Annotated in this window: 17 protein-coding genes; 6 read left to right on the forward strand and 11 right to left on the reverse strand. The window is 40.5% G+C overall.

Annotated elements, in window-relative coordinates; all coding sequences use genetic code 11:
• Positions 1-910 precede the first annotated feature (910 nt).
• A complete protein-coding gene (locus P2W72_RS05530; protein ID WP_276359913.1) occupies positions 911-1,165 on the forward strand; it encodes a DUF4834 family protein in 255 nt (84 codons plus the stop codon).
• Positions 1,166-1,320: 155 nt separating this feature from the next.
• A complete protein-coding gene (locus tag P2W72_RS05535) occupies positions 1,321-3,810 on the forward strand; it encodes a YfhO family protein (protein ID WP_276359914.1) in 2,490 nt (829 codons plus the stop codon).
• A gap of 232 nt (positions 3,811-4,042) precedes the next feature.
• Here P2W72_RS05535 and P2W72_RS05540 read toward each other — a convergent pair whose 3' ends face one another.
• Entirely contained in the window at positions 4,043-4,801 is a 759-nt protein-coding gene (locus tag P2W72_RS05540) for a glycosyltransferase family 2 protein (RefSeq protein ID WP_276359915.1), read from the reverse strand.
• The gene (locus tag P2W72_RS05545; RefSeq protein WP_276359916.1) at positions 4,782-6,077 is read right to left on the reverse strand and encodes a glycosyltransferase; all 1,296 of its coding nucleotides are present in this window, start codon (positions 6,075-6,077) and stop codon (positions 4,782-4,784) included. The genes P2W72_RS05540 and P2W72_RS05545 overlap by 20 nt, the downstream gene beginning before the upstream one ends.
• A gap of 474 nt (positions 6,078-6,551) precedes the next feature.
• Between P2W72_RS05545 and P2W72_RS05550 the strand changes: the two genes are divergently transcribed.
• Entirely contained in the window at positions 6,552-7,808 is a 1,257-nt protein-coding gene (locus tag P2W72_RS05550) for a hypothetical protein (protein ID WP_276359917.1), read from the forward strand.
• 63 nt (positions 7,809-7,871) lie between these two features.
• Positions 7,872-8,624, forward strand: coding sequence for a class I SAM-dependent methyltransferase (locus tag P2W72_RS05555; protein ID WP_276359918.1), 753 nt, complete (start codon positions 7,872-7,874; stop codon positions 8,622-8,624).
• Positions 8,625-8,985: 361 nt separating this feature from the next.
• Here the strand turns inward: P2W72_RS05555 and P2W72_RS05560 are convergent, their stop codons facing one another.
• From P2W72_RS05560 to typA, 6 genes are all read right to left on the reverse strand, one after another.
• Complete coding sequence (locus tag P2W72_RS05560; protein ID WP_276359919.1) at positions 8,986-9,894, reverse strand: glycosyltransferase; 909 nt, start codon at positions 9,892-9,894, stop codon at positions 8,986-8,988.
• A gap of 62 nt (positions 9,895-9,956) precedes the next feature.
• Positions 9,957-12,236 (reverse strand): c-type cytochrome, encoded by a 2,280-nt coding sequence (locus P2W72_RS05565; protein ID WP_276359920.1) that lies wholly within the window; start codon positions 12,234-12,236, stop codon positions 9,957-9,959.
• Positions 12,237-12,369: 133 nt separating this feature from the next.
• On the reverse strand, positions 12,370-13,140 hold the full coding sequence (locus P2W72_RS05570; RefSeq protein WP_276359921.1) for a class I SAM-dependent methyltransferase: 771 nt from the start codon (positions 13,138-13,140) through the stop codon (positions 12,370-12,372).
• Between the two features lies 1 nt (position 13,141).
• Positions 13,142-13,786 (reverse strand): FkbM family methyltransferase, encoded by a 645-nt coding sequence (locus P2W72_RS05575; RefSeq protein WP_276359922.1) that lies wholly within the window; start codon positions 13,784-13,786, stop codon positions 13,142-13,144.
• Entirely contained in the window at positions 13,783-15,108 is a 1,326-nt protein-coding gene (locus tag P2W72_RS05580; RefSeq protein ID WP_276359923.1) for a flippase, read from the reverse strand. The genes P2W72_RS05575 and P2W72_RS05580 overlap by 4 nt, the downstream gene beginning before the upstream one ends.
• Positions 15,109-15,184: 76 nt before the next feature.
• Positions 15,185-16,996 (reverse strand): translational GTPase TypA, encoded by a 1,812-nt coding sequence (gene typA / locus P2W72_RS05585; RefSeq protein ID WP_276359924.1) that lies wholly within the window; start codon positions 16,994-16,996, stop codon positions 15,185-15,187.
• A 205-nt stretch (positions 16,997-17,201) separates the two neighbouring features.
• Here typA and P2W72_RS05590 point away from each other — a divergent pair, with 205 nt between their 5' ends.
• A complete protein-coding gene (locus tag P2W72_RS05590) occupies positions 17,202-17,363 on the forward strand; it encodes a FeoB-associated Cys-rich membrane protein (protein WP_276359925.1) in 162 nt (53 codons plus the stop codon).
• A gap of 8 nt (positions 17,364-17,371) precedes the next feature.
• On the opposite strand, the gene ispF is transcribed toward P2W72_RS05590, so the two are convergent.
• Entirely contained in the window at positions 17,372-17,854 is a 483-nt protein-coding gene (ispF, locus tag P2W72_RS05595; protein WP_276359926.1) for a 2-C-methyl-D-erythritol 2,4-cyclodiphosphate synthase, read from the reverse strand.
• A gap of 4 nt (positions 17,855-17,858) precedes the next feature.
• Entirely contained in the window at positions 17,859-19,013 is a 1,155-nt protein-coding gene (gene porV / locus P2W72_RS05600) for a type IX secretion system outer membrane channel protein PorV (protein ID WP_276359927.1), read from the reverse strand.
• Positions 19,014-19,422: 409 nt separating this feature from the next.
• On the opposite strand from porV, the gene P2W72_RS05605 reads away from it, so the two are divergent.
• Positions 19,423-21,021 carry an SUMF1/EgtB/PvdO family nonheme iron enzyme gene (locus tag P2W72_RS05605; RefSeq protein ID WP_276359928.1) on the forward strand — a complete coding sequence of 533 codons (1,599 nt, stop codon included), beginning with the start codon at positions 19,423-19,425 and terminating at the stop codon, positions 21,019-21,021.
• 90 nt (positions 21,022-21,111) lie between these two features.
• On the opposite strand, the gene P2W72_RS05610 is transcribed toward P2W72_RS05605, so the two are convergent.
• On the reverse strand, positions 21,112-23,352 hold the full coding sequence (locus tag P2W72_RS05610) for a TonB-dependent receptor (protein WP_276359929.1): 2,241 nt from the start codon (positions 23,350-23,352) through the stop codon (positions 21,112-21,114).
• Positions 23,353-23,354 lie beyond the last annotated feature (2 nt).

A 23,354-nucleotide genomic window follows, 5' to 3' on the forward strand; every position in this document is an offset into this window, starting at 1 on the left:
TCCATGGTATTTTTTCAGCTAAGATGCGTGTTTATTCTCATTATATTTGTGTATACAGGGTAGCTACCGCAGGCAGGTCGTACGAGCGAACGAAATTCTTACCCTAAAAATATACTTGACGCAAGGAGAAATCTGCTGATGAATGGGAGTGAGTGCCTTTAAGCAGGAGATCTCTCAGTCTTACATCCTTCGAGATGACGTAAAAAAAGTGCAATTTGTCAATATGATGATTAGTTGACCCGATAGCCTATCGGGTTGCCAATGGAAGGAAATTAGCAAATTCGAGAATTATTGTTGTCCGGTAAAAATAAAATGTTTAAAAATATCCTTTTAAAAAGTATCGTGAACGATTTTATTTCCTGATTTCAAAAAGCAAGCCCCACTATTAGCGCACTCGCTCAATAGGCCCCGCTTTTAAGCGGGGGTATACAAGTGGGATATTTCGGGCTTCAGCCCAAAATAATCCGTTTATACCGGAACACCCGCATCGGGCTTCAGCACGATTAAATGTTGTCGGCGCTGAAGCACCGGTTTACGTTATTTTCTAACCTGCTATATGTGGGGCTGAAGCCCGAATTGAATCACGCCGATTACAACCCGCCTAAAGGCAGGCCCTATTGAGCGATACGTCTATACCCCAGATTAAAATAATTCAATCATTAATAAAATACCCTATTTCCTAAATATGGCAAGAGTTTCAATTCTGCTGCCGGGCTAAACCTTAATAAATACTTTCCCCGGACACTAGTGATTAGAGAATGAGCAAATCATTGATTAAAATTTATTGCTATTTCGGGGAGAAATCTTCCCGGTAATAAACTTCTCCAGAGTAATTCAAGTGTAACATTTAATTTGTCTGAAACATATTCAAAAAATTATCATCTATATTTGACGACCAGAATTTATTAAAATGGGTTTATTAAAATTTTTATTCATAACCATCTGCATTTTATGGCTGATCAGAATGATCGTCCGTCTGCTATTGCCTGCACTTTTTCAATCTATGATGAATAAGGCTCAGAATCAGGCTAATCAAAGGTATCAGCAACAACAAAGACAATCTGATCCCGATGGGAAAATCAGGGTTGATTATATGCCTCCAAAGACTAAGAACCGTGGGGATCATGCCGGTGATTTTGTGGAATATGAAGAGATCAAAAACTGATCTGTAATCAGGCATTTTATTTAATTCTCTATTTCTCTTCCTGTAAAATCACAGGCAATTTGTTTTTCTGTGTGATTTATTTTCATAAAGCTTAATAACAGGCATTGCAGGTTTAAGCTTTTTTCTATTTTTGGCATTCAACTAAATTAAACAGAATGAATAACTGGTTTAAGCGCAATGCTATACATCTGGCCATTATAGGAATATTTATCGCCTTATGTTTTGTGTATTTCAGTCCGGCATTACAGGGTAAAGCCCTCTATCAGAGCGATGTTCTCATGGCTCAGGGAATGCAAAAAGAAATCATGGATTTTAAAGCAAAAGATGGCAAAGGGCCATTATGGACCAATTCCATGTTTGGGGGAATGCCCGCTTTTCAGATCTGGGTTCAGTATCCAAATAATGTGACCACCTATGTGATCTCTTTCTTTAAGACTGTTTTTCCGAATCCTATTGATACTGTTCTTCTTTATCTTTTAGGAGCATACTTTCTGTTCTGTGTATTAAGAATGAACCCATGGCTGGCAGCTGCAGGTGCTATTGCCTTCGCGTTTTCATCCTATAACTTTCAGATCATTGACGCAGGCCATAGCAATAAGGCCATGGCAATCGCATTTTTCCCGCCTATTCTTGCCGGAATTATACTTGCATTCAGAAAACAATACCTTACCGGTGCAGCTTTGACCGCTCTGTTCCTTGCTATTGAGATCAGAACAAATCACATACAGATGACCTATTATCTGTTCATTGCGATTCTGATTTATCTGGGTATTGAACTCTATCATGCAGTAAAAGATAAAACAACAAAGGATTTTATTAAGTCTGCCGGCTATCTGGCAGCTGCGGCCTTATTGGCTGTTGCTGTAAATGCCGGTATGCTATGGACTACCTATGAGTACGGCAAAGAAACGATCAGGGGTAAATCAAATTTAACTATCGATAAAGCTGAACCTAATAATGGCCTCGACAAAGAATATGCCTATCAATGGAGTCAGGGATTAGGCGAAAGTCTTACCTTCCTTGTTCCGAACCTGTATGGAGGTGCTTCAGGTGCTAACCTTGACGAGAATTCTGAGGTTGCCAAAACTCTTGCGGCTAAGGGAATCCCTGCTGAACAGGTAGTACCGGCAATGCAGCAATTAAGCCAGGTCGGACTAAGCACTTACTGGGGCGATAAACAATTTACCGCCGGTCCATGGTACTTTGGAGCTATTATCTGCTTCCTGTTTGTATTGAGCCTCTTCATCGTTAAAGGAAGGTTTAAATGGTGGATTGTCAGTGCAAGTGCATTATGTCTTCTGCTTTCATTCGGCAGACATTTACCGTTCCTTTCAGATCTGTTCTTTAACTATTTTCCATTATACAACAAATTCAGAGCGGTTGAATCAATTTTGGTTATCACCGCATTCCTGGTTCCGGTACTAGCAATTCTTGCAGTAAAAGAGGTTGCATTTCATAAAGAAGACCCTAAAAGCTTAAACAAGGGGTTATTATACAGCCTGTGCATTACAGGAGGTTTGCTGCTTGTCCTGATCGCTGTGCCGACAGCTTTCCTGAGTTTTAAAGCACAAACACATGGACTGCTTATTGATCAGTTAACTCAGATTACAAATGGTGATAAAGCTTTTGCTGAATCAATTGCAAATGCACTGGTTGAAGACAGAATAAGTTTAGCGCGTATGGATGCATTGCGTTCATTATTCTTTGTACTGATTGGAGCGGGATTGATCTGGGCATTGATCAAACAAAAATTAAACCCCCAGGTTACTTTTATCATTCTGTTTGCAGCTGTGCTGATAGACATGTGGAATATTGACAGACGCTATCTTAACAACGAAAAATTCGTAGATAAGAGTGTTCTTGCTCAGCAATTCAAGCCAAGAGATGTTGATCAGCTTATTATGCGCGATCAATCTTATTACAGAGTACTGGATTTAAGTCAGGGGAATCCCTTTTCCAATTCAACTCCTTCTTTCTTCCATAAAAGCTTAGGTGGTTATCATGCAGCTAAACTGAAAAGATATCAGGAAGTTCTTGATAAGCAATTTAATGGAGCGATCAATGAGGATGTCCTGGACATGCTTAACACCAAATATGTAATCACCGCAGATCAGAACGGGCAAAAAGAAACCATGAAAAACCGTTCGACTGCCGCCGGACATGCATGGTTCGTTTCAAATGTTGAGTACGTTAAAAATGCAGATGAGGAGATGCTGGCAATCAACAGCTTTGACCCTAAAAAGGTTATGGTTGTACATGAAGAATTCAAACCTTTGATTGATGTAAAAAAAGTTGGTTATGATGAAAATGCTTTCATCAGACTCACCAATTACCATCCTGACCATATGGTGTACGAATATTCTTCAGGTCGGGATGCACTGGCTGTTTTCTCTGAAATATGGTATGATAAAGGATGGAATGCTTATGTTGACGGAGAAAAGATCCCTTATTTCAGGGCTGATTATCTGCTTCGTGCCGCTCAGCTACCCGTTGGAAACCATAAGCTTGAATTCAAATTCGAACCTGCTTCATATTACACAGGAGAAACTATTTCTTTGATTGCTTCAATTCTTCTGGTACTTGGATTAGCTTATGCGATCTATGCTGAAAGCAAAAAGAATAATCAGGAAGCTGTAAAAGCCTGATTTATTTTATTGATCGGGTGAATGATTCATCCGATCAATATTTTCCTTCATTTCTCTTCGTTAAAAGCTCTGCCTGAATCAACAGATTTCTTTATACCGGGAATTACAATCTTAAGAAGAAAATACTGCCGGCATGCTCGAAACGTACAACTTATTACGTATTACGTAAAACTTATCACGTATTACGTACAACTTATTACATAAAACTTATCACGTATTACGTAAAACTCCCCTAATCATTCGTCTTCCTGTGCTTCAGGTAATAAAAGCCAAGTTTACCTGCAATAACAGCATGGTTAAATAAATTAGGAATCAGGCCATAATGTTTTGAGAAAATATGGAAGCGCTCGATCAAACTTTGGCGATGCCTTTTCTTTGACATGCCGCCAACCAGATATTTCGCAACATACATACGCGCGTTGACAATTTTCCGGGCTTTCTTTGCGGCTTTTATTATCCAGTCGATATCTGAGCTCAGTTTATAATTCAGGTCATAGGATTCAGTAAGGCTCTTCCTGATATAAATTGCCTGATGGCTGATACTCATTCCATATTTAAAGTCCTTCCAGGTAAAATGCTCAGGTACCTGATGGCGACGGCGACCCAGACTGTTCCAGTCCTCATCATACATTTCTGTTTCACCGTAATAAATATCCGCATCGGGAGAAAGACTAAAAATCCTCTCAACCGTATCGGGGGCATAAATCTCATCCCCTGAGTTCATAAACAAAACATAATCACCACTCGCCAGAGCAAGTCCCTTATTCATCGCATCATAAATTCCCTTATCTTTCTCTGAAATCATTTTACTGAATCTGATTTCATACTTCTTCAGTACATCCAGGGTGCCATCGTTTGAAGCTCCGTCGATAATCAGGTATTCAATATTCGGATAGGTTTGATTCAGCACAGAAAGTACCGTTCGCTCAATATCACGAACATTATTGTAAACAATTGTGATGACGCTTAATTTAGGCTGGAACATACTCATTTAACAGTGATTCGTACAATTCAATATGCTGTTTGGCAACGATTTGCTCAGAGAATTTTTCTTCAACGATTTTCCGTGAGTTAAGATTCAGTTCCATCCTGTCGGGATATTCATAAACCCAGACAATGCCGGCCGCAAGATCCTCAGCAGAACGATACGCTGCCAGATAACCATTCTCTTTATGTTTTACCATATCCGGAATACCTCCGGTAGTGAAAGCAACAACAGGAGTTCCGCAAGCCAGGCTTTCCATTACCGTATTCGGAAGATTATCTTCCAGTGATGGCGCCAGGAAAACATCTGCCGCACTATAGCATAAACTTAGTTTTTTATCATCATTGATGGTTCCCAGAAAAGTGGTTGAAACTCCGAAATCAGGAACATTTTTTTCGTCACGGTTACCAAACACCACCAGCTCAATTTTATCCGGAGATATTTTATGATCTCTCTGCAGGATTTCGAGTGCCTCAATCAGATAAGAAGTTCCCTTATGCATATCCTTGCGCGAAGGCATAAATCCGCTCATCAGTATGAAACGATCCGGACTTAAACCCAAAGCTAATCTGGCAGCAGTTTTATCTTCCGGACTGAATATCTTCAAATCCAGCGTGTTCGGAATATTAAGAACTGCATGATTCCCAAGCATATTACTCTTGCGGACTGTTTCTGCCATCCAGCTTCCGGGAGCAATAATGGTAAATTTCAGATTCTGATAAGCCTTTGCTTTACGGATCCAGATCCGGTGCGAACTGTCCTCGTCACCTGAATATTTTAAAACAGGGCAATTCCCGCATTCCCTGAGATAATGATCGCATTCATATTTTACATGACAGCCACCGGTAAATGCATTAATATCATGAAAGGTCCAGACAATCGGCTTATTCAGTTGTTTCAAAGCGGCTATATCCTCCGGTCTTAGAAAAGCATGATTTATCCAGTGCAGATGAATAATATCAGCAGATTTCAATAAGCTGTTTGTTGAAACATCCCTCCCCCATACCGGAAAAGAAAAGGGAATTGGGACAGGTTTGGTAAAAATCTTTGCGAGAATCCTCTCAATGATTATTCCTGCCGCAGTGATCCATTTTGCAAAAAAGCCTTTAGAGAGATTCTCCACCCCGCGGTCGGGCCTGAAAAGAAAATTAACAGCCAGTACAGAGTCTATACCCTGAGCCTTCAAAGCTTTATTCAACCTCTGAGATGCCCTCCCGGCGCCACCGTTTCCGGCATAGGTATTCAAATGGATAATTCTCACTATCCCAAAAGTACAATTCATATCATTAATTGCAGGGATAGATTCTAATATGTCTCAGAAAATCTTTCATAACATTTCCTTATGAGGATTTTCAAAAGCAATAAAAAGATCAACGAAATAAAACATACCGTTTACTCATTCCCTTTCACCTTTTACTCATATAAACTTGCCATGATTGTTTTTTTATTTCCCTTAGTAAGGAGATAAGCATTATCCTGATTCTAACCTCCGGACTATACTTAGAATAAAGCTATAAAGGTCGCTTTATTCTAAGTAAAATAGAGTAAAAGCCCGTTCATATAGGGCAATTAACTGTTGGTGTAAGAATTTACAATTGTGATTTTTTTTTACTCCATTTGAATAGAATTCGTCTGAAAATCAATATCTATCTAAACCAAAAAATTAAGTGGAATCAATCTACGTATATCAGATCATGTGAAGGTAAGGCTATATTTACAGTTGATGGAACCTCCTTTACAAAGTATTTGGACTAATATGAATTTTAAAGTTCTAAGGCATTGCGGCCTGATGGCCACAATGCTCCTTCTTTTAATATCAGAGACAGGAAAAGCCCAGAATACAATAGGTTTGCGATTCACTCCTAACATGATTTCGAACCCTAAAGTTGATAATCCCTCTCCAGCCAGGATATACGGAGAAAGAACGCTTTCCTTCGACTCCGGAATTGATTATTCTCACCAACTGAAGAAAAACTGGGCTATAAGTACCGGTATCGATTTGGGAGTTGTGGCATGTAATCAGTCTATTGAAGCACCATTAAATGCCTTTGGAACCAGGCAGGGATCAGGCAATATTTCCATAAATTCAATGGGTGAAAATTACTTTTATTATGGACTTTCATTTCAGCCGGTATATCGTTTTAAGCGGAACCAAAATATGTTCCGTTTATCAGCGGGACCAAATATCCGGTTTTACCATCGGGGCAGGGAAAGTGATATAACCTACTACACCGCTAATAGAGCTATACCCTGGAATCTCAATGATCCAAATGCCGGTCCGCCGGACATTGAGATCAACTTACCTCCCATCAGTCCTCAGTTGCATACAGATGTCAGCATTTCTCTTGGTATAGAACGGAGAGTATCCGACCAGGTCGATCTCGTTTTTGGTATCCGGAAAAGCTGGGGAATAAAACCAATTGCGGATGGTACCCTATTTGTCCAAATGTATGATCAAACTTATCATGGCGGCTATGCTACAAGATCAAACTATATTGGATTAGACCTTCAATTGAGGTATGCAACAAAAAAGCCGGAAGTTAAATATAGTCGTGCAGAACCAATCCCCTCAGACAGACAGGGTTTCAGAAGAGCAGTGTTCGCTGAGGCGCTTGGAAATGGCCCCTTACTGTCCTTAAACTACGATATGCGGATACAACGATTCAAAAACGATGGATTTGGCTTTAGAGCAGGGCTTGGGTTAGGCCAATTGTTTGATAACAGTTTCGCTGAATTTGACCGTTATATCTCAATTCCTTTAACAATAAATTACATCCTGGGCAAACAAAGACATGGCTTTGAAACGGGTCTTGGGATAACTCCTCAAATCGCCCTTGTAGATATCGGAGATTCACCTCAGGTCAGGCCTTTAAGTTTTCTTAATATGGGTTACAGGTATCAACCTCTGAAAGATGGTCTGCTATTCAGAGCAACCTGGACTCCTTATATCAGCAGCCTTAAATCACACCAATATGTCTGGTTTGGAGCCTCTGTTGGTTATAGTTTCAGATAACCAATACAGGCATTACATATAATAGCACCAGCATATCTAAAATTTTGTTTTCTTTGCTTCTGAATGGAGAATCAACTAACTGACCGGAAATTCTGGACCAATTACTGGGAGTCAAAACCCGATCTGGCCATCAGCATAGATAAAAACTATCTGTTCCATCAGCAGCTTGAAGAGATCGTTAAAAAACAGCAGATTAAAACTGCCATTGAACTGGGTGGTTTTCCGGGCTATTATTCCATATTTCTGACCAAATATCTGGGTGTCAAAACAACTCTTTTTGATTACTTTATCCATCCGGGTATCTTAAAAAAGGTGCTGAACAAAAACGGCCTTCAGGAAAGCGATATCACCGTGATAGAAAATGATATATTTCAATACAAACCGGAGCAGAAGTATGACCTTGTACTTTCCTGCGGACTGATTGAGCATTTTAAGGATACAAAAGATATTATTGAACGGCATCTTGAGTTTTTAAATCCGGGGGGCACCCTGTTTATTACCCTTCCTAATTTCAGAAGTGTAAATGGCTGGGTTCAAAAGACATTTGATAAGGATAACTACCTGAAACATTATATCGACTGTATGGATACCGTTTATCTGGAAGGCATATTAAAAGATCTGAATCTGGAGGTATCTCAGGCAGGTTACTGGGGCCGGTATAGTGTATGGCTGGAAAACAAGGATCAGAAATCTGCTCTGACTAAAGCTTTCATCAAAAGTATCTGGATCATTGGTAAGGTTATCACCAAATTAATTCCCGTTGAGTCAAGAACATTATCACCTTATATTGTTTTAGAAGCGAGAAAAAAGCAATAGTTTACTGCTTTTGTTTGAGCTTCACCATATCGTCCCATAATCGTCGTCCTCGTTTGAAACCTACTGTGTACCCACAAATAATCAGGATAAATTTGATGGCCCGACACCGAAGGTTGTCGAAAATTTATAGAAATGTGATGACAACCAGGCTCCGACGCCGAAGGCGATCGTATGTGAAAGAGCTTATACACATGCGATCGCCTTCGGGATCGGGATTGTATGTCAACTATTGCTATATACATCTGACCCTTTCAGTGTCAATAAAAATCCTCAAATATTTGAACTGAGAAGATGTGGGTACACGGTAGTTTGCAAACGCGGATGAGAGAAAGTTGCAAACGCGGACGAGAGAAAAAATAGTTTAGCGATTTAATTTAAGCTTCTCTTTCAGGAAGCGCAGTCCTCTTTGCCACAAATTGCCCTTTCTCTTTTTAAGAAATTGCTTTATTGCGAGATAGGCCTCATGATTTTCTTCAAGCTTATCCGGGAAATAAGTAACAGGCAAAGGATTGATGATCACATTATAGATATCGTTTATTCCAGAATGAATTCCTGTTCCATCATGCCCTATATTATTGATCAGTGACTGTGAAGGATTAAGTGTTAAACCATCCTTAAGAAAAATTGAAGCATACCAGCGAATCGCCCAGGAATTATTCTTTCCGTTCTTAAATTCAACAATCTGCTTCCAGAAATTCATGCTTCCTTCAATCGAAAACTGATGTATTTTTTGAGTGTCGAATTGTGAGATAAGTTTATCTATATCCGGTTCGAAATTCTTCCAGGCCCTGTCCCAGGTAGCCCATCCCCAGCTGGTTGCTGCCCTGTAGAAAAAAGTTTGAGGCAGGTTTTCATTCTTCAAAGGATACATATAAGCTCCGATATGCATCACTTTTTCCTCCTTCTCATAGCGTTTCAGGGCATCATTAAAATATTTCAGGGTATGTTCAGAACTGATCAGGTCATCTTCAAATACAATTACATTCCCAAATTCCTCCGTCAGTCGTGTAACTCCGTCAATAATGGAGTTTGCTAATCCTAAGTTTTTCCTTCTTTTTACAATTTCAACATGCTTAAAGCCATCCACACTGCTGATTATATCCCTTACCTCCTCAACCATCTCCTTCTGGCTCTCATCTTTTGCCGCATCAGAAAAAATGAATAAAAGTGATTGTTTAGCCAATCTGTTCTGTTTCAGATACTGAAGTGTTCGTCTGGTATGATCCGGACGGTTATAAACGAACAAGGCTATGGGAGCAAGGTTTTGCATTAGCAGTGGTTAGTAATTAGCGTACGGAACGATTGTTGTTAATGTTATTATGAAACGGTCAATCATTTAAGTTCTTCTTCGGTAAAGGCCTGCTGTCTTCCCTTGTATTTCAAGCGAATACCGGCAAGTTCCTCTTTAGTTATTTTATCAGCCTTATTAGTCCAGGCATTACGGATATAGTTTAAAACCTGAGTGATTTCTTCATCAGAGAAATTGGAGTTGGCTGCAATTCCCGGCATTTCACCACTAATTTCCGGAGCTTTATACAATTTGGATGATACCGTAATTGGTCCGCTTAAGCCATACAACACAACTTTAGCAAGTCTGCTTTTATCTCCCTTTACCCAGTCAGAACCATTCAGTGGCGGGGCAAGCCCTGTGATCCCGTTTCCCTCAGGCCCGTGGCAGGTCTGGCAAACTGACCGGTATAAAGCCAGTCCTTTAGGGTATTCTTTTGACAGATCGGGAGAACCGGCACTCTTCTTTTTCAGATCATCCATTACTTTTTTCAGCTGCCTGCTGATTGCATGTGAGGTATCAGCCTTCAGCTCATCATAAAAACCGGCCTCCTGATTTTTCAGATTACTGATTACAGCATCTGCAATAAAAATATTATCCGGATATTTTTTTGAAACTGAGATCAGTAAACTTCTGGCAGCAGCTGGATTAAACGTATGGATTTTACCGGCAAGAAAAGCGAGATAAGGTGCTGACAATGTATCATTGGAAGAAAGCATTCTGTTGAACTTACCTAAGAACTCCCTGTAGTTTTCTTTATTGATTACTGAAGGGCTGACACTCAAGGCCTGCGCTCTTAAAGTCCAGTTTTTTTCATTCAAAAGCGGCAAAACATCTGTCTTTCTTAAGACGCCCAGACCCTCCATCGTCCATAAGGCATGAATAGCAGACTGGGTTTTAACTCTATTATGAAGCATGGTCCTCAATGTACTTTCCAGGCTCTTATTCTTGCTGTCGACCAATATCTGCTGAACCTGATTACGTACCCATCCATTTGAATGATTTAATAAAGGCAGCAGTTGAGCCCTTGCCGAAGGAAGAGTCTGTGACCTGACTTTTTTCCCCGCAGGAACTATTTTATAAATCCTGCCAAAGGATAAGGGTTCAGTCAGGTTTCTGGCTTTTATCTGATTCTTCAGATATGGGGTTAAGTAAGTCTTGTGCTGAATAATCCCCCGATACATATCTACGATGTACAAAGCCCCATCCGGACCAACATTCAGATTTACAGGCCGGAAACGCTCATCTGTACTTGCCAGAAATTCACGTTCTGTGTAGGCCTGTCGACCGGCAACCTGATAACCTTTTTCGCTAATAATATTTCTTTTGATCAGATTTGCAGAAGGCTCTGCAACAAATGCATTTCCATAATATTCCTTCCCAAAGAGTATGCTGTTGAAAATAACCGGACCACAGGCTGCCGTGAAATTCACCAGTCTCAGACTATCATCCAGAATATCCTTCATGTAACCTCTGTTCACTCCGGGGGTTGGCCTGATTGGATATACACGATTATTCTTAATGATGTTCTCTGAAAAACCTCTCAGCCTTTGCTGATTATCATTTGATGCTCCCAAACCCGGACTAAAGAAGTCGCCCTGAAGATTCTCAGAATTATTATTATAAAACAATCGTCCCTGATCATCCTGACTGATCCCCCACTGTCCACGGAAATGAGTTCTTTCGATCAGCCATTTATCACCCACTTTTCTATATCGCTTTGATGATTTTGCATTATATATCCAGTTATCTATCGCCCTGAATAAGCCATTTGGCTGATGCTCAACATTACCACCCTCTGCATATTCCGGGTCAACCAGCGTTCTTTTAACCGGCTTATCATTCTGAATTTCGTAATACCAAAGCTTCGGAGATTCAGCAAGCAGCAGCCCGTTTTCAATCAGACAAATTGCCCTTGGTAATACCAGTGAATCTAAAAATACCTGCCGGTGATCCATCCTGCCATCCCCGTTCCTGTCGCTTAAAATTACTACTTTACCTGTAGGCTGATCTTCACCGGTACCAACCGTATCCGGCATATAATTCTCCATTTCAACTACCCAGATACGTCCCTTTTTATCAAATAATACAGAAACCGGTGAATTAACCAGCGGCTCTTCAGCGACGATCTGTATGCTGAAGCCGGGTTCAATTTTCATGGCTTTCAGCGACTCTCCGGCCGAAAGCACCGGCGATTCGGTAAAGGGCTTTTCGAGCTTGATCGTGTCTAAAGCAAACTGATAATGATCAGAGTTTCTTTCACCAAGGAAAAAACCGGCAAACATGATCAGAAGAAGGGGAATCGAAAGATATAAAGTTTTCATCCGTTTATTTTTTGTTTTTTAATCCCGCACGTGCGGGATGGAGCCTTTGATGATTAAATAATCATTGCCCAGTATGCTTAATGATTATTTTAATCTCGTTGGGTTCATTGCTGTTCAGCCAAGAGTATTAAGTTCAAAAAATATCAAGATCACCCTTTTTCCGAAGCAGAATAGTATAAGCATTGGCAAAAGATTCCAGTCGTTTTCGGCCACTGAAGATAATAATCAACTGCTTAATGAAATATTCCGCATCAATCCTGAATTGGCGAAAAAAGCTTTTGCTCTTCTTCTGATTAACAAAGGCATTGAATTTGCTTACTTCAGGTTCAATCATAGATACCTTATCGTTCAATATCTCAAAGCCCTCAGATTGGACCAAAAAACGTAATGACGTTGGGGTATACATGTTAATATGACCGTAATCCAGAAAATGTTTCATCCTCAGATCAACTCCATAACGGTAGTCGCAGGGGACTTCGATTATTAGATACTTGGATACCCTTCTGATCTCGCGCAGTAACATACGCTCGAACTCTACATGTTCAAGTACATGAGCAAGAATAACCAGATCAAATTCATTGTCATCAAAAGGAATGTGGTAACCATTAAAAACGCCGGCAGATTTTACATTTTTAAGTGCCCGTTTATTGATTTGCTCAAGTCCGCTTTGCGATATTTCCAGTGCATGCATTTCAGGAAATGTATTCCATTCTGAAAGGTAGTGCAGAATACTCCCATCTCCGGCACCCACTTCCAGCACTTTAGTAAACGTCTGCCCGAAACAAACATCAACTATATTTTTTGCCTTATATTTCGCACCCAGCATTCTCCACTGCTCATCCCGCCCTGCATAAAATTCATCATAGGCCTGCTTAACATCTGCACTGATAATTTCTTCGCTCATCTTAAATTCCCAGACAATTATTTGCTTTATAAAATACAGAAGTAGATTTACGGTAAAATAAGCCCGGCGAAATCCCGCTGAACGAAAGCTCCTTAAACCCTTCATTTTTAAAGAAAGTAATCGCGTCAGCATAATTCTCACGTTCAGAATCATCCAGAACAACTACACCATTTTCACTTAGAGCAGCCAGCGACTGATAGCAGCAATTCACACGGTCTCTGCCATCAACAATAATTATATCAAATTTTTGTCCCATGCTTGCAGGCATCCTGCTGTAATCTCCCGCTGTCTGTAATTCGCAGAATATCATTTCTGAGTTTGAAGGTTTACCCGAGGAGATTTTATCGAACCATGCCTTATCATGCTCAACTGAAACTACTTTTAATGCTCGCTTAGCATAATAAAATGTAGAATTACCTGAACCAAATTCGAAAACCCTGTGTTCCTTCTTTATCCGGTCAGAAATAAAATCAATAAAAGAGTAAGTTACCCATGGAATAGGCTCTGAATGACCATCAACAGGAGATTTACTATCGAATGATCTGAACCATCCTATTTCTGCTAAATATCCTTTAATGCCGAAAGACAATAAGGTTCTGATTCTCGCCGGACTTAACAGGCTTGTATATGATTCCGTCTTTTTCAACGTTTTGCGATTTTTTGAATAATAGAAATTAAAAATAAGGATTTAAGCATATTAAGTCCCTGTTTCCGGGTCTCCGGGAAAACAAGAATAAAAAAAGTTGCCGAGAAATACGCGATCAATGTAGCAAAAGCTGCACCCTGAAGTCCATATACCGGAATCCAGAAATATCCCAGTATAACATTAATTACAGCACCGGCACCTGTACGATATAAAGAATACCTCGTATGCCCTTCAGCAATCAGATATTGTCCGCTTGCGCTGCCCAGAAACACAAAAACCCCTGCCCAGATATGAATAGACAGGATAGAAGCACCATCAGCAAATTCAGCAGAATAAAAATACCTGTAGATATAGTTTGAAGCAAAAGTCATGAATACCGCAATACTCAGACTGATGATCACCATCAGATCGTACATATCCACCAATCTTTTCTGATATCTGGCCGGATCATCTCTTCGGGCATTCATAATTGCCGGAAAAACAGAGGTTACAATAGCCACGGGTATGAAATACCAGCTCTCACTCCAGTTAACTACCGTAGAGTAAATGCCCAAAGCACCTGCACCAAGGAAGCTCTCAACCATTAACTGTCCGATCTTCATATAAACCGTAACCAGGATAGCTGAAAAAGCAAGAGGCCAGGAATGCTTCAGCAGATTCCGGGCCAGACCTGATTCGTAAGACCATTCTGTAATCCGGTTGCCTCTGTGTGTGTAAGTAATAAGGTATCCTGCCGCAAGTAAAACTGCATCGGCCAGTATTGTCCAGACAAACCAGTACAAGGGGGCAGAAATATAAATCAGGATAAGCTTAACCCCGGCAGAAATCAGGTTAGCTGCAACCTGAACCATCATCACATATTTACCCTGTACCTTCGACTGAAAATAACTGTCAATAATATTCAGGGATTGTGCAATTCCCACCCCGGAGGCAATGAGAATGTAAGAAAGCGGAATATCTCCCTGATTACCTTTCAGCAGAATATAGCTTAGTCCGGCAAGAGGAATAATCAGAATTCCGGCGAAAAAACGCATAAAAAAGGCTGTCCCCAGTAATTTATTCTTCTTTTCCGGCCCGGCAAGCAGTTCGCGGGTGATAAAACCATCGAGCCCAAGTGCAGCCGCTGCAATAAAAAAAGTGACGAAAACCAGCGGATAGTTCAGGAGGCCATTGGCGGTTTTTCCGAGATAATTCGCAACGGCAATTCCGGCAAGTATCTTAATACCCAAACTTCCCACCCTGGCAAGGAACAGCCAGCCGGTGTTCTTCAGGTATTTATCAAAAGCTTGCTGGTCGAAACCGGGTACCGCTGGAAACTTCATTAAAACAAATATAAAAGAAAAGCCCCGGATTAAATCCGGGGCCGTTCACCTATTATTTTAAAATACGTTCGTGCTCTTATTGATTCACAAACTTCTTTGCATTGATCTTACGTTCATTCTCTGTAAGATAAATCTTACGTAAACGCATACTCTTAGGAGTAATTTCAATGTATTCATCTGCCTGTATATATTCCATTGCTTCTTCCAGCGAGAATTTCACTGCAGTTGCAATACGAACGTTATCATCAGTACCGGAAGCACGCATATTGGTTAATGCTTTTCCTTTAACCACGTTTACAACCAGGTCATTATCACGAATGTGCTCACCCATGATCTGTCCTTCATAAACGTCAACACCAGGCTCAATAAAGAAACGTCCGCGATCCTGAAGCTTATCAATTGAATATGCAGTGGTAGTACCTTTTTCCATCGATACAAGAACACCGTTCAAACGACCGGGAATGGTTCCCTTCCATGGCTCATATGCCTTAAAGCGATGTGCCATGATAGCTTCACCTGCAGTTGCAGTAAGTACGTTATTTCTTAATCCGATAATACCACGGGCAGGGATTTCGAATTCAAGATGCTGAAGATCACCTTTAGGCTCCATAATCAGCAATTCACCTTTACGCTGGGTTACAAGTTCAATAACCTTTCCGGATACTTCTGCAGGAACATCAACGATCAGTGTCTCAACCGGCTCACACTTCATACCATCAATTTCTTTGATAATTACCTGAGGCTGACCTACCTGTAACTCATAACCTTCGCGGCGCATGGTCTCGATAAGTACAGACAAATGGAGAATTCCACGACCGTAAACAAGGTAAGAATCCGGTGATTCAGTCTCAACAACTTTCAAAGCAAGATTCTTTTCCATCTCTTTGTAAAGACGCTCACGTAAACGCTGTGAGGTTACGAACTTACCTTCCTTACCAAACATCGGTGAGTTGTTAATCGTGAACAACATATTCATTGTTGGCTCATCGATCTTAATAACTTCCAGTTGCTCAGGCTTTTCAAAATCAGCAATGGTATCACCGATATCAAAACCTTCAATACCTACTACAGCACAAATATCTCCTGAAGAGACCTCGGTTACTTTAATCTTTCCAAGGCCTTCAAAAGTGTATAATTCCTTAATTCTTGATTTCTGAATCGTTCCGTCGCGCTTCACCAGGGAAACCGGCTGATTTTCTTTGATCACACCACGCGCCACACGGCCAATGGCAATACGACCAACGAAAGATGAATAATCAAGTGAAGTGATCTGCATCTGCAAAGTTCCATCAGCACTTGGCGCAGCAGGAATATGCTCGAGAATGGTATCCAGCAATGGAGTAATATCTTCAGTTTGCACTTTCCAGTCGGTATTCATCCAGCCTTGTTTTGAAGATCCGTACAATACTGGGAAATCCAACTGATCTTCTGTTGCTTCAAGGTTAAAGAAGAGTTCAAAGATCGACTCATAAACTTCTTCCGGGCGACAGTTCTCCTTATCAACTTTATTGACTACAACTACCGGTTTCAATCCGAGTGAAAGAGCTTTCTGTGTTACGAAACGAGTCTGAGGCATTGCACCTTCAAATGCATCCACAAGCAGGATTACCCCATCAGCCATTTTCAAAACACGCTCTACCTCACCACCAAAATCGGCGTGCCCGGGAGTATCAATAATATTGATCTTAATACCTTTGTAGTTTACTGAAACGTTCTTGGAAACGATGGTTATACCACGTTCACGTTCAAGATCATTATTATCCAGTATTAAATCACCGGTTTCCTGATTGTCGCGGAACAGATTAGTCTGGTGTAAAATTTTATCAACCAGTGTAGTCTTACCGTGGTCAACGTGAGCGATGATCGCTATATTCCTTATTTTTTGCATTAAAAAATTATTCTTAAATTTTTTGCAAAGGTACGATTTAATAAGGAGAATAATGCAAAATCATTAATCGGAGACGATTAAGCTGCAGCAGTTTGATGAAATCCGGCCTCTGAGATACTTCAGCGAATATTATTGAATAGATTTAATTCATATTAATTTACAGGAAACTGACCTTCAGGCAATTAAATTTTGATAATTTTACGTCATGGATATCCAGCTTATATTGGTATTAATTGTATTCCTTCTGGCTGTATTATATCTCGGACGTATGTTTTACAGAAGTCTGAACAGCAAAAAAGGATGTGCAAGTAATTGCGGGAAATGCACTGCAGATTTCAGCGATATTAAACCGTCGGATACAAAATAAGGATCAGCTCAGGCAGACTTCTCAATCAGGCATACTGCATAGGCAACCAGGCCTTCCTGGCGGCCTATAAAACCCATCGTTTCATTAGTTGTTGCCTTTATCGAAATATCATCTTCTGAAATCCCTGCGGCCTCTGCAATATTCAATTTCATCCGGGGGACATGCGGATTGACCCTGGGAGCCTCAAGACATAACATTGCATCAATATTGCCCACATTCCATCCCTTTTGATTGAGGAGTTTAACACATTCCCTCAAAAGTATCAAACTACTGATTCCCCGCCAGCGCTCATCTGTATTCGAAAAGTGAAAACCAATATCACGTAAATTAGCGGCCCCTAATAATGCATCGCAGATAGCATGTACAAGCACGTCCGCATCCGAATGACCATAGGCCCCTGAATGATGTTCAAGTTTTACTCCGCCCAGAATAAATGGATGATTTTCGACTAACTGGTGAACATCAAACCCAAAACCAACTCTGATTTTCATTAAATTATTTCTCGAAATTAAATACCAGTGAAAAGCGCAGGGTTTGAGCCAGCGGACTGGTTTGCTGATTCGCAAGGAGATATGCAAAGTCAAGATTAAACACGCTGTATTTTACCCCGGCGCCAACCGTAAAATACCTTCTGTCGCCCTTAGTTGGAGCCTCATAAAAATATCCTGAACGCACAGCGAACTGCTTGTTATACCAGTATTCAGCACCAACAGAATAACTGATTTCATTAAACTCTTCAGAAAAACCTCCGGGTGCATCAATAAATGAACCAAAAATTGCTGCCGGTACAGAACGGTCAGGATCTTTTCCATCAATAATTTCTCCGTTTGCATCGCGTACCGGACTGGTTGGAACCATCAGCTTATTCAAATCAAGCGCTACGGTAAAAGTATTCAGATCATCCAGTATAAAGGTACTTGCGGTTCCCAGCTTCAGGTTTGTCGGTAAAAATGATTTAGACCCACCTTCTGAATAACTCATCTTTGTTCCGATATTGGAAATATTAACCCCAAAAGCCAGCTCGGCATCTTTACCCAGTAAAATAGTTCCCTGTTTAAAATAAGCAGAAACGTCTGCTGCCAATGCCGTTGCAGGCTGAATATCCTGTCCGTTAAACTGCCCGTTACTTAAACTCGACCGGATATATCTGATTGCTGAGCCCAGTGAGAATCCATCTCCGAGCTTTCTGGAAAAAGTTCCCTCCAGCGAAAACTCATTCGGACTATAGACTCCAATATCATTCTGGCTGTTATCAGTTAACTGAATGGATCCATAAGAAAAATAACGAAGCGCGGCTCCTATAGTATTTCTTTCATCCAAACGATGGTAAAAAGTTAAATAGCCAAGATCAACATCGGGAACAAGGTTTCTTAACCATGGAGTATATGAAGCCGAAAGCCCGGTTGGTTTATCAAGAAATGCAAGCTTAGCCGGATTCCAGTGCAATGAGTTTGCATCAGGCGAAATTGCGACCCCCACATCTCCCATTGCCCCTGAACGGGCATCGGGAGTAATCAATAAAAACGGTGCGGCAGTTTGTATAGTATTGCTACGCTTTCCGTCGCTTTGCGTAGCCTGCGCCATAGTCAGGACAGGTATCCCGACAAAAAGAAAAGCTAAATAATTGCAAAACGATAGTTTGTTAATCATTAATCAAATAAATCAACCCAAATCTATACTTTCCTATAACTAAATATAAGTAATTATAAGGATATATTTTAAATACTCAGAATACCAACGGCTTTCTTCCACAAGAAAAAACCGATATTGATAAAATTATAAATTAAATCTGATTGTAAGTAAAGATAAACAACTGAAATAATACCGCTTAGGATCACTTCAAAATTATCCGGCAATCCCTGATGATAACAATCATTGTAATATTTAAACTTAAATAACGTCTCAAATTCAATTTCACGTATATTCTTTGAAACCTTATTTTATCTTTTCCGTTTGAATAAAAAGCTTGTTCAGAACGCTGCATGGTTAAAAAAAGCATTGGCGTTATTAAGCAATTTTGTATTTTTAAAAAATTAATGCTCCAATTACACCGAAAGTAATGAAACGAATTTCTATATATTTTACCACAAGCCTTTTGTTGTTGGGTATTTTCACCTCCTGCAACAAGCAAACAGGCAAATCTTCAAAAACCGGGATGGCTTATAACGATAAGTATAATGGTGGTTTTGAAGTGAACTCTAAAGTAAAACCGGGACCTGGTCCGGGGCTTATTGCAATTGAAGGTGGTACATTCGTAATGGGAGGAAGCTTGAACCAGGACTTAGGTTATGAATTTGATAATGTAAGACGCAGAGTAACTGTTGCATCTTTTTATATGGATGAAACCGAAGTTGCGAATGTTGACTGGCTGGAATACCTGCACTGGATTAAACGAAATTTCCCGAATGATGCTGAATATTATTATAATGCTCTTCCTGACACTCTGGTATGGAGACAGCCTCTTTCTTACAATGAGCCTTATGTAAATAACTATCTGCGTCATCCGGCATTTCAGGATTATCCTGTTGTAGGAGTAACCTGGGAGCAGGCCAATGCTTATTGTGAATGGCGTACTGATCGGGTAAACGAAGAAATTCTAAGAAGCAGAGGTTTTTTACTCGATTATAAAACTTTAACTGCAGGTACGGGCAAATCAGGCGGAGCAACAAGTGTTTCAAGCTCTTCAGACCCTTTCAATACAGATATCTATCTGAACGGACAATACCGCGGAGAGGGAATTGACGGTAAAAAGATGAAGAAAGACCTTAATCCTAATGCTGCAGCTGCCGGAACAAATTCAGGATCAAAAGGAGCTGTAAGACCGGTAAGACTTGAAGACGGCGTATTGAAACAGCCTTACCGCTTACCAACCGAAGCCGAGTGGGAATATGCAGCACTGGCATTAGCCGGAAATACTGAATATGAAAATATCGCCGACGGCAGAATATATCCATGGAACGGCCTTGGTGTTCGTTCTCCGAAGAAACGTACCCAGGGTATGATCCTTGCTAACTTTAAACGTGGCGAAGGTGATAATATGGGTACAGGTGGATACCTTAATGATAAGGCTGATATCACTGCTCCTGTAAGAAGCTATACTCCAAACGACTTTGGATTATTTAATATGGCAGGAAACGTAAACGAATGGACTGCTGATGTTTACAGAAAGTTAAGCTTTGAAGATTTTTCAGACTTCAATCCATTTCGTGGAAATGAATTTGTCAATAAGCGTCTTTCTGACCGTGATAAAGGAGTTTATGCTAAGGATAAATATGGCCGTCCGATCAAAGATTCTGCAAAAACCGGGAAAAAACAAAAATGGTCTGAGTTACAGGGCAATGCCGCAGCTGCCGACTCATCAATTGCCGGTAAACCATACAACCCTGATTTCAGAGGGCACCTTGATACTGTAAGGGCAAATCTTTACGGTACTACGACTCTGGTTAATGACCGCTCACGCGTTTATAAGGGAGGTTCATGGAACGACAGGGCTTACTGGTTAAACCCTGCTACAAGAAGACATATGCAACAGGACGAAACCAGTGCCGAAATGGGTTTCCGTGCTGCCATGACACTTGTTGGTTCTCCTGAGATCATCTCAAAAGGAAAGCCACAGTTTACACAGCCAAAATCAAAAGCAACAGGAAAAACGAAATAAGAAATTCTTAATTCCATAAACAGAGAAGGCCTTTATATCAGTGATATAAAGGCCTTCTCTGTTTATGCCCCCTAACGAGAAACAGGAATGTTATAGATTATAATGAAGACTCATCCACAAACTTCTTCCAACCGCATTAATTCCGCTTCCATGTGTTCTGTAATCTTCATTAAATAAATTCTGAGCACTAATACGTAACTGAACAGATCCAAGAGAATAACCCGTATAAATATTCAACACTTTCCATCCGGGAGTACCGTTTAAAGGTATCCTGTTATCATCCTTGTCGCCCTGAGCCAAACGACTTTGTTTATCAGCCCAGGAAAGCTCACTCTTTACATAAAACTTATTCAGCTTATATTTAAGTGAGAAATTACCATTAAAAGGAGGCACTCTTCTCAATGGCTCTGCCTTTGAAATATTCTGCCCGTGATTGAATGAAGCAAACATATCAAAGAAGAAGTTTTCTGAGGCTTGCCACTCAACAAATCCTTCCACTCCTTTAATAACAGCCTCCTCCGTATTTTCTTTCCTGTAAACTTTATACCCGCTGATCATCTGACCGGTCTGAACTCTGTTGATCAGATCATTCATCCTGTTTTGATATACTGCAGTACCAAAGCTCCATCTGTGTGAAGCAAACTTATAGCCAAGTTCAGAATTATTACTTTTCTCAGGTCTGAGGTCATAGGATGGCAGTTCATACCGGAAATCAACTATTCCAAGTGTTCCCATATCATCAATATTAGGAGCACGGTACCCGCTGTTGAATGAGGTATAAAAATGATGCTGATCAATAGAATAGTTTATCCCCGCATTCCATACAAAAGCATTAGGCGATATTTTAAGCTGTCCCAGATTCGTATCTTTTATGGATGCCTGCAGCCAGTTGTATCTTAAACCAGCCTCTGCATTAAATGAACCAAAACGAATATGCTGAAGCGAATAAACCGAAGTATTCAAATAGCTCGACTTGTCAGGATACAATCCCCGAAGTACTGTTACAGATCCATCCTGAATATTGATATTATTCCGGATACTGCTTACCTCATCTTTATAATACTCAATACCACTGTTCGCAGTCCAGAAGCGGCTCAGATCAGAGAACACTTCTACTGCTAAATTTGAGGTTTGTATCTTGTCCCGCTCAAGTCCGCGAACCTGACTGCTGTTCTTCTGACTATTTCTCTCTTCAATAGTAGAATTCAATGAGCCTGTAAATTGAATCCTGTTTAAAACAGCAGAATTTTGATCAATACTATACTTCAGATAACTGAGATTTCTGCCCTGAACCCCCATCTTATTGACTTTAAAATTCTCAAGCCTTACTTTATGAAAAACATCTACATCCTTTTGCTGAACAAACTGGTTTGCAATAATCAATTCCGATTTACCGGAGATCTTCAATTTTAATTTTAAGCTGGCATCTGATTCAGTATATCCGGAAGGCGATTGCCTTCCGGTAGTATCTCCACCTATCAGATCACCGAAATCCTTCATTCCCAAAATTCCTGAAAAAGCCATTTTTGAGGTTGAATATTCAAATTCAGTACTTCCTGAGCGTTCCATATTACCGCTACCATATCTTCCGCTTAAACTCCCTTTAAAAGTCTTGGCAGATGAATAAGAAGGCTCTTTAGTAAATACCTGTATCACACCTCCCATGGCATCAGAACCATACTGGACTGAACCGCTTCCTCTCAAGACCTCGATTTTACTGACTGAAAAGGGGTCTACGGTGTTCATATACTGATTGGGCCCATACCTGAAAGTAGAGTTGTTCAATCTGATCCCATCAATCAGGATCAGCGTCTGATTACCGGTCAGGCCCCTGATAAATGGCGATCCTCCGCCATGATTGGTTTTTTGAACAAAAACTCCGGGAATGATGCTTAAAGATTCTGGTGTTGTACGGGGAATATTCTCTGACTGTGCAGGCAAATTCAAAACGCCCGAAGCAAAGGGTAAATTAAGTGATGGGCTGTTTCTGCGGGAAGCTGAAATCACCTCTACCTCAGGAAGTGAGCCTGCCTGAGGTACTAAAAATATCTCCAGATCAAGATCCTTCTGCCCCAGCTCAACAGTGGTTTGATAGGATTCAAAACTAAGGTGGCTAACTTTTAACTGATAGACTCCGGGCTGAATATTCTTAAAACTAAAATCTCCATTAATCCCGGTACCCGAACTTGCCGATACAGGGCCCTCCAGACTGATACTCACTCCCCTGATTACATTCCTGTTCAGCTGATTATAAACAGTTCCTTTTATAGTCTGAGCGGACAGAGTTACAGAAAGTAAAATAGCAGAGAGTAGAATAAAATACCTTTTCATAT

The sequence above is a fragment of the Daejeonella sp. H1SJ63 genome (assembly GCF_029360775.1).
GTDB lineage: Bacteria > Bacteroidota > Bacteroidia > Sphingobacteriales > Sphingobacteriaceae > Daejeonella.